Here is a 13,232-nt window from a genome sequence, read left to right as displayed (position 1 = left end):
ATTTATGGCATCAGTCAACAAAGTGATCCTGGTCGGCAATTTGGGCGCCGATCCCGAAGTCCGCTACATGCCGAGCGGCGATGCGGTCGCGAACATTCGTCTGGCGACGACCGACCGTTACAAGGACAAGCAGTCCGGCGAGTTCAAGGAAATGACGGAATGGCACCGTGTGTCGTTCTTCGGTCGTCTCGCGGAAATCGTCAACGAGTACCTCAAGAAGGGCTCGTCGGTGTACATCGAAGGCCGTATCCGCACGCGCAAGTACCAGGCGCAGGACGGCACGGAACGTTACAGCACGGAAATCGTGGCAGACCAGATGCAAATGCTGGGTGGCCGCGGCGGTAGTGGCGGCGGTGAAGGCGGTGGTGGCGGTGGCTACTCGCGCGGCGGCGACGAAGGCGGTGGTGGCGGCTATTCGCGTGGCGGTGGCGGCGGTGGCGGCGGTGGCCGTCAACAAGCCCCGGCCAAGCAATCCGGCGGCGGTTTCGACGACATGGACGACGATATTCCGTTCTAAGACATACTTTTTTCTTAGACGTAAACAAAACCCCGGGGCATTGCGCCGCCGGGGTTTTTTCATTGTTTATATCGCTCAGTGCTCGAGTGCTAAGCAGCGTTCTGACCGCGCACCGAGGGAGCACGATTGCCCGTGGTTGCTAGAGTTACGTTGAGGCCTCGATTTCCGAGAAATTCACGCGCGTAGACACTGGGGGTCTTGCCGGTGAATGACGTGAACGCCAACGTAAAAGCGGCCACGCTATTGAACCCAACATCCATTGCCGTTTGCGTCACAGACAGGCGCTTGAGCGTCAGCAATTCGATCGCGCGGGTCATGCGCAGCTCCTGAAGAAAGCTGCGCCAGCTCATGCCGACCTCATCATGGAAATATCGCCGCAACGTTCGAACCGATGTGCCAGCAGCTTCCGCCGCAAGCTCTAAGGTGACCGAGTCAAGGCGAGTGCGAGTGTAAGCAATCGCACGCCGTAGCTCCTCCGACTCCCCGAACGGTATCCACATCATCCGGGAACACTGGAACCACTCCTTGCAAAGTAGCCCGATGGCGTTGAAATAGGCGTTGGCCACGAGGTCCTCCAGCGCACGCTCCCGATCCCACCGCAAGGCATATTCCAGCATCTCTTTGGCGAGACCGCTCACAGGTGCGGCCCAGCAGCCCTCGTGCTCCCAGACCGTGTGATGTGAATCGAGGTGTACGACGGTCACGACCGCATCCGCTGTCGCGTGCAACCAGTAGGGCCGACCATGGGGAATAAAGACCATGTGCGCGGGCAGTGACACCCACTGCCCATGCGGGCCTTCCAGCTTCACCTTGCCGCGCTCGACGTACAAGATTTTATTTTTGGCGTCGCCGGTCGAACCTATTACCGATCGCCCCGGCTTGATTCGCTCACCACACTCCCCGTATTCGTCGCCACAGCGAAATGGATTGACGGGCGAGTCTTCGGGCGTGATCCAGCCCGCCGCCGTTGCTTTTGCATTCATTACGCGCTCCCGCGTTGTCGAACGATTGCGCCCCCTGTCGGCATGGCCGAATTTCGATGTTTTATTGGCCGATTTTAGATTGGGGCACTGCCCGCACTCGTGCAGAATCGTAAAAAATAAAAATACACCTTGTCAAATACTAAATTCGGCCAATGATCGGGGCCCGAGTTTTATGGAGAGAGACATGACACCTGACGAATCGGAAGCCCCTGCGCGTAAGCCGGTGCTTTCCGTACAAGGCATCGGCAAGACATTCAACGGCGTGCCCGCGCTACGCGACGTCACCTTCGACGTGTTCTCCGGCGAGATCGTGGCATTACTCGGTGAGAACGGTGCCGGGAAATCCACCTTGATCAAGATCCTCGCTGGCGTGCACCAGCCCACCAGCGGCAAGTTACTGTTCGATGGCGAGCCCGTGGATGCGAAGACGCTGCATCGGAGAATCGCATTCGTCCACCAGGACTTGGGCTTGATCGATTGGATGACCGTAGCGGAGAACATTGCGCTTGCCACAAAGTATCGTCGGTGCGGCGGGTTGATTTCGTGGCGCAGCGTGAGGCACGGCGCTCGCGATGCGCTGGCGCTTGTTGGCGGGCACATCGACCCAGAGCAACGCGTATCAACGTTGTCGCGCGCAGAGAAATCGCTCGTCGCGATCGCGCGGGGCCTGTCCAGCCATGCCGACATCCTTGTGCTCGATGAACCCACCGCAAGTCTTCCCGAGAGCGAGGTTCTTCGCTTACACGAGGTGTTGCGAGGATTGCGCAAACGTGGTGTGGCGATGATCTACGTGTCACACCGTCTCGACGAAGTCTTCGCACTGTCGGACCGGATCGTCGTTTTACGTGACGGGTCCCGCGTCACGGACAAACCCACGAAGTCCACGCAGCCGGATGAACTCGTTCGCGACATCGTAGGGCGCGAGCCGTCCAGCGTCTTCGTTCGCCCGCCTGCCATCAACGCCGCGCCGACCGTCCTGTCAGTGCGCAACCTATTCACTCGAGAGGCCGGCCCGCTCGACTTCGACGTGCGTCGCGGCGAAATTCTTGGCCTCGTCGGCCTTCGTGGCGCGGGACACGATACTGTCGGAAAGGCGCTGTTCGGCGCCGAACCGATCCTCGCCGGCACCGTTAGCCTCAATGGGAAACAGGTCGATCTCACAACGCCAGGCAACGCGATGTCCAACGGGCTATGTCTGGTTGCGGGCGATCGCTACGGGGAATCCATCGGCCCCGGACTGAGCATCAGGGAAAACCTCTTTCTTAATCCGCAAGCCACGGGACGCGCCTTCTACTCGTTGCGCGGGACAGCAAGCGAGGCGACAGAAAGCTTGTCGCTCGGAGCGCGTGTGGCGCTCAAACCCAACGATCCGGAAGCCCTTATCGAGACGCTTTCCGGTGGCAACCAGCAGAAGGTCGTGATCGCCCGGTGGCTACGCGTCGGCGCGCACGTTCTGATCCTGGAAGACCCGACGGCCGGTGTAGACATTGGTGCCAAGGCTGAGATCTACACGTTGTTGGGTGAGGCGGTCCGTACTGGCATGGCGATCATCCTGATCTCGTCGGACTTCGAGGAGACCGCCCAGATCTGTCACCGCGCACTTGTCTTTCGCAATGGTGTGGTCACACGAGAAATCTCGCAGGCGCGCCTCGGTGTGTCGGAACTGCTGCAATGCGCATCACTCGACGACACGCCCGCCGAAGCCGAACTCGCTTCCTGAATACCGGATATCCCATCATGCAATCACTCAAATCCAACGCGCTGGAGCCGACTCGCGGCGAACTCGATTCACTTCCCCCGCTCGCCCGCGTCGCCAAACGGCTCCCCGTTTTCGGCCTGCCGATCCTCACGCTGCTGTTGATCGTCATCTTCTCGATCGTCTTGCCGGACACGTTCCCCACACTACTCAACCTGCGCTCGATCATCGGCGACAAATCAATCATCGCGTTGCTCGCACTCGCCGCCATGATCCCGATGGCCACCGGACGCATCGATCTGACGGTCGGCTACGGTATCGTGCTGTGGCACATTCTCGCCATCAGCCTCCAAACGATGTACGGGCTCGACTGGTGGGTCTCGGTGCTTATCGTGCTCGCGCTGGGCGCGCTGCTGGGGCTGCTCAACGGCCTGCTCGTTGAAGTCGCGCAGATCGATTCGTTCATCGCCACGCTCGGCACCGGCACAGTGCTCTACGCGCTTGCCATGTGGCACACCGGTGGACGGCAGATCGTCGGCGTATTGCCCGACGCGTTCACAGCCATCTTTTCCACGTCACTGTTCGGCTTACCCATCGTTGCCGCTTACGTGCTTTGCATCGCGGTCGTGATGTGGCTTGCGGCAGATTATCTGCCCGTCGGTCGCTATCTGTATGCGATCGGTGCCAATCCGCGTGCCGCCGCGCTGAACGGCATTCCCACACGACGCTACGTTGTGCTCGCGTTCGTCACCTCAGGTCTGCTGACGGCATTCGCTGGCGTGGTGCTCGCAGCGAAGCTGCGCATAGGTCAGGCCAGCGTCGGTCTCGACTATCTGCTGCCTGCGTTAGTCGGCGCGTTCCTCGGATCGACGACGATCAAACCCGGCCGCGTGAATGTCTGGGGCACCCTCTTCGGCATCTCTATCCTCGCGGTAGGCATCGCAGGGATTCAACAACTGGGCGGCGAATTCTACGTAGAGCCGCTGTTCAATGGCGCCACGCTGCTCGCCGCCATCGGCATCGCCGGCTACACGCAACGACGCCGCCGCAATCCGAATCGGCCCGCCGTTCCCCCCCGACATCAGTCACAGCAACCGAATAGCGCACCGAAGAGTGCGGCTTCGACAGACGATACCTCCCGTTCGTCTGCGATCACGTCCTGACGACGCTACGTCGTCGACAACACATCTTCACGGAGACAAGCATGAAACGCGTACTGCCCTATCTGACGTGGGCGGCGATGGCCTTCGCCACCACGTCGACAAGCCACGCCGCCGACACCTTTCTCGATCAGGCGAAAGCCTTCACCTTGCAGGTGACACAGTCCAACCAACCTTGGACAGGGCCGACGACAGGCCCTGCGGCGCAACGCGGCAAGCGTATCGTGTACGTGTCCGCCGACCAGCGCGACAGCGGCCCTCGCGGCATCGGAGAAGCGGTGCAGCAAGCGGCCGGTGCCATCGGATGGACCTTCCGCCTGATCGACGGTCAAGGGTCGATCTCGGGGCGCTCCACGGCCATGAATCAGGCCATTGCGCTGAACCCGGACGGCATCGTGCTGGGAAGCATCGACGCCAAGGAGCAGGCCGCTGTGATCGCGCAAGCCACCGCAAGGGGTATCAAAATCGTGGGTTGGCACTCCCTCGCAAAGCCAGGCCCGGCCACGCAATACGGCATTTTCACCAATCTGGCAACTGACCCCGTGGAAGTCGCGAAGGCAGCGGTCATGTATGTGATCGCAAAGTCCGACGGCAAGGCGGGTGTCGTCATATTCACGGATTCGACGTACGAGATCGCGACCGCGAAGTCGGACGCAATGGCCGCTCTCGTCAAGCAGTGCACCGGCTGCAAGCTCCTACAAGTGGTTGACACGCCGCTGTCGGACACCGCGACGCGCATCCCCCAACTCTCGGCATCGTTACTGCAACGGCACGGCGCGAAGTGGAACTGGGCGCTCACCATCAACGACCTGCCCTTCGACTTCATGTCGCCCACGCTTCAACAAGCTGGCTACAAAGGCGATGGTCCGCTACTCGGTGTGTCGGCAGGTAACGGCAGTGAGTCGGCGTTTCAGCGCATTCGCACCGGCAGCTATCAGGCCGGAACAGTCGCCGAACCCGTTGCGCAGCAAGGATGGCAAGCCGTCGACGAGTTGAATCGCGCCTTTGCCGGGGCACCTGCCACCAACTTTACTGCGCCCGTCCACCTCGTCACCGGCAGTAACGTCGCTAACGACGGCGGGAAGGAAAACAAGTACGACCCGAACAACCAGTATCGCGACGTCTACCGTCGGATCTGGAGCGGCAAGTAAGTGCCTCGCCGGTCAAGCGTCACGCTCGACCGGCATCCTTCTCCAAGCCTCAGCCTTCCACCACCATGACAAGTGCAACCGAAATGAAAGCCGACTTTGCCAGCCATATGCGCCTTGTCGGCCACAGCGATCAGGGCGGCCGCGCCGACGGCGTGCAACTAATGGTTCACAACGGGTACGCCTACATTGGCCACATGTTCTCGAAGGGATTCAGTGTCGTCGATGTGCGCGACCCATCCAAACCGAACACAGTGGCCTACGTGCCTGCACCGGCCAATACCTGGAACATTCATTTGCAGACGCACGACGACCTGTTGCTCGTCATCAATGCGAAAGACATGTTCGCGGCATCTGAATTTCAGGACGAGCGTGAGTATTACCAGGGCGCGCTAGGCAGCAAGGTCGGCACGGCCGAAGCGGCAGGCCGCGAGCGCAACTGGACATCGGGCCTCGCCGTGTACGACATATCGAAAGGCAACACACCGCGTCAAATCGGTTTCATGCCGATCGACGGCGGTGGCATTCATCGGGTCTGGTACGTCGGCGGGCGGTGGGCATATGCGTCAGCGCTCATCGACGGCTTCTCCGACTACATATTCATCACCATCGACATGTCGGACCCGACGCGGCCGCGCGAAGCCGGACGCTTCTGGCTGCCGGGTATGAACCTTGCACGCGCAGAGTCGCCGTCCTGGCCCGCATCGCGCCGCAACGGCTTGCATCATCCGATCGTCCATGGCGACCTCGCTTATTGCGCGTGGCGCGATGCCGGACTCGTCGTGCTCGACGTAGCCGACCGAACGGCACCGAAGCTCGTCACCCACCGAAACTGGTCGCCGCCGTTCGGTGGTGGCACGCACAACTGTCTGCCGCTCCCGGGGCGAGATCTGCTCGTGGTGCTCGACGAAGCGGTCCTCGACCATCAGGAAGACGGTGAGAAGTTCATCTGGATGTTCGACGTTCGCGACCCTGCAAATCCGGTCAGCATTTCTACGTTTCCTCAGCCTGATGAAATCGACTACGTGCGCAAGCCGGGCCACTTCGGCCCTCACAACCTTCACGAGAATCGACCGGGCAGTTTTGTCAGCGAGACGCTGATTTTCGCGACTTATCAAAACGCGGGCGTGCGAGTGTTTGACACGCGTGACCCTTACCGTCCTCAGGAAGTCGGCGCGTATGTACCGCCGCAACCCGACCGTCTCATGGATCACCGCCCAAACCGCGCCAACGTTATCCAGTCCTGCGACGTCTTCGTCGACGCCAACGGCTTGATCTACAGTACCGACTACAACGGCGGGCTCTACATTCTGGAATTCGACGGTTTACGATGAGCGTCAGACCGCACGCCGTCCCGACGGGGCGGCGTGCCGGTTATGCTAAGTTTTCGCCATCGGGACAACGCATCCAAAGCGGGGAGGGGCCATGGACAATCTGGGCGACATCCGGCTGTTCGTCGAAGCCGCGCAGCTTGGTAGTCTTTCGGCGGCAGGCCGAAAACTCGGTCTTTCCCCAGCGGCCGCGAGCGCTCGCCTGGTGAAGCTGGAAACGGCACTTCGAGCACAATTGCTCGAACGTTCAACTCGCAATCTGAAGTTGACCGACGAAGGGCAGTTGTACCTCGCCCAATGTCAGCAAGCCCTTCAGATTCTGGACGACGCGCGTACCGCCGTACAGCTGGGGCAAGGTTCCATCTCGGGAAAGTTGCGCGTATCGGCGACCGCTGACTTCGGACGAATCACGCTACGGCATTGGCTCGACGAGTTCAACGAAAGACATCCACAAATCTCGCTGTCCTTGATTCTTTGCGACTCGCTATCCAACCTCCTGCAGGACGATATCGACGTGGCAATTCGCTTCGGCATTCCTGTAGACAGCGGCCTGATCGCAAAACCTCTGGCGGAAAACCGGCGAATCCTGTGCGCGTCACCCGCCTATCTCAAGTCTCGAGGGAATCCCCGTCATCCCTCCGATCTGCGCGACGCCGATTGCATTGTGATGACGTCGACGTCGGGCGTCGGTAACCAATGGAATTTCTCTCGTGGCGACGCGACATACACGTTTGTGGTGCCGACCGAACGGGCGCGAATTACGAACGACGGAGGACTCGCCCGCGAGTGGGCCATCGAGGGGCACGGACTGGTACTCAAAAGTGTGTGGGACGCGGCCGACGATTTGCGCGCCAAGCGCCTGAAGATCGTGTTGCCCGAGTGGCGCTGCCCTGACGCACCGGTCCATGCCCTGTTTGCCCGCCGACAGTTCACGTCGCCACGCGTACGCGCACTGCTCGACTTTCTCGAGACTCGCTTCGCCGAAATCGCACCACACCTGGCCCCCTACTTCAGGTAAGCGCCCGGCTTACGGTGGACGTTGAAAGTCATTTCACGTCCAGCCCAATTCTCAGAACACCCGGAAGCCAACAGAATTCTCCTGTGTCTCGCATGTTCCGATGCAAGGCATCTGCTTACGAGAATAGGACGCTTCCGGTATGAACTCCGTCGATCTTTTTACTCCCGGCATCCTCGCCGGACACGTGACGCCTCATCGAATCGTGATGGCGCCGATGACGCGTGCGCGCAGCACCCAGCCGGGCGATGTCCCGAACGAACACAACGCCGTCTACTACGCGCAACGCGCCAGTGCAGCACTGATCGTAACGGAAGCGACGCAAATTTCGCCGCAGGGCAAGGGCTATTCGTTCACGCCAGGCATCCACAGCATTGACCAGATCAACGGCTGGCGCCTGGTCACCGACGCAGTTCACGCTCGGGGCGGACGCATCTTCCTCCAGCTCTGGCATGTGGGCCGAATGTCACACCCTGATTTTCACGACGGCCAGTTGCCTGTCGCGCCTTCGGCGGTTCCGTTCGACGCCAGGATATGGAAGGTCAATCCGGCCACCGGGTTGGGGGAAATGGTGGAATGTCCGACGCCTCGTGCGCTCTCGGTCCTCGATATCCGGCAGATCGTAGAGGACTTCCGTCAAGGCGCGCGCAACGCGATCGAAGCCGGTTTTGACGGCGTCGAAATTCACGGTGGCAATGGCTATCTCATCGACCAGTTTCTACGCACGACGTCGAATCTTCGCACGGATGCATATGGCGGCTCGCGCGAGAATCGTCTGAGCTTCCTTCGTGAAGTGGTGAGCGCAATCACCGACGAAATCGGGGCATCGCGCACGGCGATCCGACTGGCCCCGTTCATCACTGCGCGCGGCATGGATTGTCCGGACATCCTCCCGACGATTCTCGATGCTGCCTCGTATCTTGCCGCGTGCGGGATCGCCTATCTGCATCTTTCCGAAGCGGACTGGGATGATGCCCCGCAAGTCACGGACAGCTTTCGCGAAGCGCTGCGCGCTCGCTTTCCTCAGCCCATCGTTGTTGCAGGCAACTACGACATTGAGCGGGCAAATCGCGTGCTGGGTCAAGGCTATGCGGACTACGTCGCGTTCGGACGAAAGTTCATTGCCAACCCGGATCTGCCCGCGCGCCTTGCCGAGGGACATGCACTCGCCAGCTTCGACAGCGACGCGCTGTTCGGCGGCGGCACGCAAGGCTACAGCGACTACCCGGCATGGCAAGGCGGCACCCTCTAAACCCTGTGAGAGTCATCGAAATGTTGAAGACTGCTGTTGTGTATTTCTCCGGCTACGGCCATGCGCGACGTATTGCGGAGGTCGTGGCCGACTCGGCCAAGGCCGATCTCATTGCCATCGACAGCGAAGGCAACGTCCCTGAATCCGCGTGGGCAACGTTGCGCGATGCCGACGCCATCATCTTCGGCGCACCGACTTACATGGGCTCCGCACCGTGGCAGTTCAAGAAGTTCGCCGATGCGTCTTCCAAAGCGTGGTTCACACGTGACTGGCAAGACAAGGTTTTTGGCGGCTTCACCATCAGCGCAACGGTCAACGGCGATAAGCAAGTCACGCTGATCGGCATGCAAACGTTGGCGTCGCAACACGGCGGCATCTGGGTCAGTCTGGGCCTGGCCCCGTCGAACGACACCAAGGCAACGGCAAACGACATCAACTATCAGGGTGGCTCCGTCGGCTTGCTCGCTCGCGCCCCGTCGGACGCAGGGGCCGATGCCATCGCAGACGGCGACATCGAAACGGCACGCCGCTATGGCGAACGTGTGCGCGACATCGCCTCACGACTGTCGCAACGCTGAACCGAATTCCACATCGTCATACTTATTGAATCGAGAGCACGCTCATGAACACCATCCGTCAACGACCGCTGCGCAGCGGCCTCCGTATCCTCGCCGGGCTGATTTTTGCTGCCAGTGCTGTTCCCGTCTTTGCGGCAGACACCCAACTCGTCGAGCCCAAGCTGATTGTTGCCGACAAGTCGTTGCCCAAGGCCCAACTCGACGCGCAAATCCTCGCGGCACGCCGCTTCGACACGTTCTGGAATACGGGCGACGAATCGTACGCTCACGCGGCGCTCTCGCCGACATTCTTTGACAACACGTTGCCGCCGGGCCGCCCGCAAGGCGTTGAAGGTGTTCTGAAAGCCTCCAAGGCGTTTCGCGAAGCCGTTCCCGACCTGCGCGCCGAAGTCGTGCAGATGATCGTGGCTGGCGACCGCGTCTCCGCATTTCTCCGCTTTACCGGACACTTCACCGGCAAGCTCGGCGACAAGCAAGGACAGGGGCAGCCGATCGATTTCATTGCGATGGACATCTACCGCATTGAAGACGGACGTGTCGCAGAAGACTGGCACCTCGAAGACAACCTGACGTTCCTGCAAAAGGCAGGCATCGTCGCCAAGTGACGAATCGCGTGCTCCCGGCCCCAAACCCGGGACTCGCCCTGAGCAAAGGTGGCGCAGCATGGGGTGGTTGTATTTGTGCTTTGCCGGGCTGCTGGAAATCGGGTGGCCGGTCGGGCTAAAGATGGCGCAGGATCCTGCGAACCGATGGACGGGGATTGGCATCGCACTCGCTTTTCTTTGCGGTAGCGGCGTGCTGTTGTGGCTTGCCCAACGCGATATTCCGCTGGGCACCGCGTACGCCGTGTGGACGGGAATCGGCGGCGCAGGCACCTTCCTCGTCGGTCTGCTTTTCTACGGCGACGCGTTGACCGTGGCGCGTAGCCTCGGTGTCTTGTTGATCGTGTCGGGTGTCATCACGCTCAAGCTCGCGCACTGATGGACAGCGAACGCGATATGGCATCGCACATCTCGCCGTCTCGTGGGTCAGGGTGCTCACCGGCGCGCGGCCGCTACTCATCGTTTTCATTTGCTCGAAAGAGCGTAAAAGGAGTCGATTGTCTATGAACGTAACTCGTTCCCTGCGCGGATGGCCGATGGCTATCGTTGCCGCCAGCACCTTGCTGGCCGCTCCGGCTGTGTTTTCTCAGGAGACGACGGCGGCAGGCCTTGTCGTCCACAGTGGTCCGAGTGCTGCCGTGCAGGCGTGGAAGTCCGCTCTCGAAGCGGGTGACACCAAAGCCATCGCTCAGATGCACAGTCCGTCGACAGTGCTCTACAGCGCGGACAGCTCTGTGACACGCGGCGTCGACGAGATCATGCGCGGGTACAGAGCACTGTACGAAAAGTATCGTCCGACGGTCGAAATCCGCGACGCCGGATGGGTTCGTCAAGGAGAACTCCTGAACTCGTGGGGCCAATTCGTGATGACGCTCACACCACTTGCCGGAGGCGAACCGATTCGCGTCGACGGGCGCTTTTCCGACGTTGCAATCTGGACGAACGGTCACTGGCAATATGTGATGGACCATGCGTCGGTGCCGACGCGCTGACGTAGACAGACCAGCGTCTTTGACGGACTGGACGATGGCAGCAACCGGGTCAATGATGCGAGCCGGGGGGATGGGTGGTCAACTTGAGATCATGCGTCGCTGAAGATGACACGCACTTTGAACGCGTGGGGCGAACCCGCCAGCGTCGCGGGAGGAGACGGCATTGTGGCGCGTTGTACTGCGGCTACTGCAGCCTGATCGAGTGTCGCGATACGCCCCGGCCTGGAGACACGCACATTCGACACCACACCGTCGGCGTAGACAAACTCGACGTCGATACTCGCCGACAAGCCCATCCCTCGCAGTGACATGGGATAAACGACGGCGGCTTGCACCGCTGCGCGTAGCTTTGCGATGAAGCGCTCGTCCGGACCTGCGGCCGAGCTGTTCGAAGGGGGCGTGGGTGCTGGCGTTGGGGCAGGCACGGGGGCGGCGGGCAAATCGGAGCCGGCGACCGTTTTGATGGGCAGCGTTTCCGTTTTCGTCGGTTCCTGCGTCGGCTGTGCAGGTTTTGCGACGTGCGACGGCTCCGGTTTGCGCGTCGTTTCGCGTCTAAGTGGCGTGACGGGCGGCTTGGGTGGTTCGACAGGCTTCGGTGTCGGATCGACCGCAGGCTCAGGTGCCGGCATCGTCAGCATTATCGGTGCGGTGTCGGGAGTTGGCTCGCGCGTCGACGTGCTGGTTGCAAGCCATGCGGTCGTCAAGCCCAGCAAGATGGCTTCAAGCGCCAATGCGACCGTCATCGCCTTCCAAGGCCACGGCTCGGAGACGCGCATTCGCGTGCGTCCAGCGGTCACTTCACTCATCGAAAGCATGGTCATGGGGCCTCTTTCGCCGCGATGCCGATTTGCGTCACGCCCGCCGAACGGCATGCGTCCATCAACTGTGTGAGTTGCTGCACATTGGCAGTCCTGTCGCTGGCAATGGTGACTACCGTATGTGCCGGGTCATGCGCCCGCAGCGTGGCGCTCAGCGCTTCGAGCGACATCGGATGCTGATCGACTTCGATGCTGCCGTCGGGGTGCAACGCCACGAGCATCTTCGGATGGGGAAGATCCTGCGCCGTCGCGCTACCCGGCAGCTTGGCGGACATGCCCATCGACGGCATCATCTTCAGCGTGATCATGATGAAGAACACCAGCAGGAAGAACATGATGTCGATCATCGGCACGACTTCGATTCGGGCCTTTTTTGTTTCGAAATATCGCATTGCAGGCTCTCACGCCGACGCACGTTCGTGACGCAGCACCACGCCGGTGGGCTCTATCGCCTGTTGCGCGGTGCTGTGTCTGTTAAGCAGCAGGCGCTTCAACGTGTCCAACTGGTGAACCGTCTGACGAACCGTGTCCTGCATTCCGTTGAAAAACCACAGATGACTCATGGCGATGGCCAGACCGCACGCTGTGGCGATCAGCGCTTCGGCAACACCTGAAGTGACTTGTGTGGGATCGCCGCCCGCTGTGCCGAGCACGTCGAAAGAGTGAAACATGCCGATGATCGTGCCGAACAGTCCGAGCAGCGGTGCGACGGTGATGACCGTGTCGAGCACCCACAGACCACGATCGATACGCGGCACTTCCAGATAGATCGCTTCATCGATGGCGGACGCCATGTCCGTCGTGTGCACGCGCTTGAGGTTGTGCGCATAGGCGTCGAGCAACCGGCGATGGGGCAATCCCGCAGCACTGGCACGTAGTTCGTCGATATCGTGGGCGTCAATGACCGGCAACGCGCCGACGGTGGCGACGACGCGCTCGCCACCACGGAAGGTGCGGCGCAGTTGCAACCCTCGGTCCACGATCAGGGTAATGCCGACGAACGCGAGCAGGATCATGAGATAAAGCGTCCCGCCCGACGACATGGCGATTTGGTTGAGTTGTGTCAGATTCATGCAGGGGTTCCTTCCAGGGAGAGATCCTCAAGCCGCGAGGTCGCGCAGCCTGAGATTGGGCGACCGA

Annotated in this window: 15 protein-coding genes; 11 read left to right on the top strand and 4 right to left on the bottom strand. The window is 60.9% G+C overall.

The window, feature by feature from the left end; translation table 11 throughout:
* Positions 1–4 precede the first annotated feature (4 nt).
* Positions 5–517, top strand: coding sequence for a single-stranded DNA-binding protein (locus A9762_RS01695; protein ID WP_069340289.1), 513 nt, complete (start codon positions 5–7; stop codon positions 515–517).
* Positions 518–606: 89 nt separating this feature from the next.
* On the opposite strand, the gene A9762_RS01690 is transcribed toward A9762_RS01695, so the two are convergent.
* Entirely contained in the window at positions 607–1,500 is an 894-nt protein-coding gene (locus A9762_RS01690) for an AraC family transcriptional regulator (protein WP_069340288.1), read from the bottom strand.
* Between the two features lie 184 nt (positions 1,501–1,684).
* On the opposite strand from A9762_RS01690, the gene A9762_RS01685 reads away from it, so the two are divergent.
* From A9762_RS01685 to A9762_RS01640, 10 genes are all read left to right on the top strand, one after another.
* Positions 1,685–3,220, top strand: a complete 1,536-nt coding sequence (locus A9762_RS01685) for a sugar ABC transporter ATP-binding protein (protein ID WP_069340287.1) — start codon at positions 1,685–1,687, stop codon at positions 3,218–3,220.
* A 17-nt stretch (positions 3,221–3,237) separates the two neighbouring features.
* A complete protein-coding gene (locus A9762_RS01680) occupies positions 3,238–4,359 on the top strand; it encodes an ABC transporter permease (RefSeq protein WP_069340286.1) in 1,122 nt (373 codons plus the stop codon).
* Between the two features lie 41 nt (positions 4,360–4,400).
* Positions 4,401–5,507: a substrate-binding domain-containing protein gene (locus A9762_RS01675; RefSeq protein WP_069340285.1), complete on the top strand. Its 1,107-nt coding sequence runs from the start codon at positions 4,401–4,403 to the stop codon at positions 5,505–5,507.
* A gap of 83 nt (positions 5,508–5,590) precedes the next feature.
* Positions 5,591–6,838: an LVIVD repeat-containing protein gene (locus A9762_RS01670; RefSeq protein WP_206093538.1), complete on the top strand. Its 1,248-nt coding sequence runs from the start codon at positions 5,591–5,593 to the stop codon at positions 6,836–6,838.
* 91 nt (positions 6,839–6,929) lie between these two features.
* A complete protein-coding gene (locus A9762_RS01665) occupies positions 6,930–7,853 on the top strand; it encodes a LysR family transcriptional regulator (protein WP_069340283.1) in 924 nt (307 codons plus the stop codon).
* A 139-nt stretch (positions 7,854–7,992) separates the two neighbouring features.
* Positions 7,993–9,102, top strand: coding sequence for an alkene reductase (locus A9762_RS01660; protein ID WP_069340282.1), 1,110 nt, complete (start codon positions 7,993–7,995; stop codon positions 9,100–9,102).
* A 20-nt stretch (positions 9,103–9,122) separates the two neighbouring features.
* Positions 9,123–9,680: a flavodoxin family protein gene (locus A9762_RS01655; protein WP_069340281.1), complete on the top strand. Its 558-nt coding sequence runs from the start codon at positions 9,123–9,125 to the stop codon at positions 9,678–9,680.
* 44 nt (positions 9,681–9,724) lie between these two features.
* On the top strand, positions 9,725–10,285 hold the full coding sequence (locus tag A9762_RS01650; protein WP_069340280.1) for an ester cyclase: 561 nt from the start codon (positions 9,725–9,727) through the stop codon (positions 10,283–10,285).
* Positions 10,286–10,343: 58 nt separating this feature from the next.
* Complete coding sequence (locus A9762_RS01645; protein ID WP_069340279.1) at positions 10,344–10,661, top strand: multidrug efflux SMR transporter; 318 nt, start codon at positions 10,344–10,346, stop codon at positions 10,659–10,661.
* Between the two features lie 124 nt (positions 10,662–10,785).
* Complete coding sequence (locus A9762_RS01640; protein WP_083253532.1) at positions 10,786–11,274, top strand: DUF4440 domain-containing protein; 489 nt, start codon at positions 10,786–10,788, stop codon at positions 11,272–11,274.
* Between the two features lie 89 nt (positions 11,275–11,363).
* On the opposite strand, the gene A9762_RS01635 is transcribed toward A9762_RS01640, so the two are convergent.
* Genes A9762_RS01635 through A9762_RS01625 form a run of 3 tightly spaced genes read right to left on the bottom strand, consistent with a single transcriptional unit; the run spans position 11,364 to position 13,165 of the window.
* Complete coding sequence (locus A9762_RS01635) at positions 11,364–12,095, bottom strand: TonB family protein (RefSeq protein WP_069340277.1); 732 nt, start codon at positions 12,093–12,095, stop codon at positions 11,364–11,366.
* The gene (locus tag A9762_RS01630) at positions 12,092–12,484 is read right to left on the bottom strand and encodes a biopolymer transporter ExbD (RefSeq protein WP_069340276.1); all 393 of its coding nucleotides are present in this window, start codon (positions 12,482–12,484) and stop codon (positions 12,092–12,094) included. Before A9762_RS01630 ends, A9762_RS01635 begins: the two co-directional genes overlap by 4 nt.
* Positions 12,485–12,493: 9 nt before the next feature.
* Positions 12,494–13,165, bottom strand: coding sequence for a MotA/TolQ/ExbB proton channel family protein (locus tag A9762_RS01625; RefSeq protein WP_069340275.1), 672 nt, complete (start codon positions 13,163–13,165; stop codon positions 12,494–12,496).
* Positions 13,166–13,232 lie beyond the last annotated feature (67 nt).

This window comes from Pandoraea sp. ISTKB, assembly GCF_001721285.1.
Lineage (GTDB): Bacteria > Pseudomonadota > Gammaproteobacteria > Burkholderiales > Burkholderiaceae > Pandoraea > Pandoraea capi.
Note: the sequence above shows the minus strand (reverse complement) of the source record. Positions and strands in the feature narration are given on the sequence as shown.

Coding starts and splice junctions, on each gene's coding strand:
- A9762_RS01695 (WP_069340289.1), top strand. CDS start 5: ATGGCATCAGTCAACAAAGTGATCCTGGTCGGCAATTTGGGCGCCGAT.
- A9762_RS01690 (WP_069340288.1), bottom strand. CDS start 1,500: ATGAATGCAAAAGCAACGGCGGCGGGCTGGATCACGCCCGAAGACTCG.
- A9762_RS01685 (WP_069340287.1), top strand. CDS start 1,685: ATGACACCTGACGAATCGGAAGCCCCTGCGCGTAAGCCGGTGCTTTCC.
- A9762_RS01680 (WP_069340286.1), top strand. CDS start 3,238: ATGCAATCACTCAAATCCAACGCGCTGGAGCCGACTCGCGGCGAACTC.
- A9762_RS01675 (WP_069340285.1), top strand. CDS start 4,401: ATGAAACGCGTACTGCCCTATCTGACGTGGGCGGCGATGGCCTTCGCC.
- A9762_RS01670 (WP_206093538.1), top strand. CDS start 5,591: ATGAAAGCCGACTTTGCCAGCCATATGCGCCTTGTCGGCCACAGCGAT.
- A9762_RS01665 (WP_069340283.1), top strand. CDS start 6,930: ATGGACAATCTGGGCGACATCCGGCTGTTCGTCGAAGCCGCGCAGCTT.
- A9762_RS01660 (WP_069340282.1), top strand. CDS start 7,993: ATGAACTCCGTCGATCTTTTTACTCCCGGCATCCTCGCCGGACACGTG.
- A9762_RS01655 (WP_069340281.1), top strand. CDS start 9,123: ATGTTGAAGACTGCTGTTGTGTATTTCTCCGGCTACGGCCATGCGCGA.
- A9762_RS01650 (WP_069340280.1), top strand. CDS start 9,725: ATGAACACCATCCGTCAACGACCGCTGCGCAGCGGCCTCCGTATCCTC.
- A9762_RS01645 (WP_069340279.1), top strand. CDS start 10,344: ATGGGGTGGTTGTATTTGTGCTTTGCCGGGCTGCTGGAAATCGGGTGG.
- A9762_RS01640 (WP_083253532.1), top strand. CDS start 10,786: ATGAACGTAACTCGTTCCCTGCGCGGATGGCCGATGGCTATCGTTGCC.
- A9762_RS01635 (WP_069340277.1), bottom strand. CDS start 12,095: ATGACCATGCTTTCGATGAGTGAAGTGACCGCTGGACGCACGCGAATG.
- A9762_RS01630 (WP_069340276.1), bottom strand. CDS start 12,484: ATGCGATATTTCGAAACAAAAAAGGCCCGAATCGAAGTCGTGCCGATG.
- A9762_RS01625 (WP_069340275.1), bottom strand. CDS start 13,165: ATGAATCTGACACAACTCAACCAAATCGCCATGTCGTCGGGCGGGACG.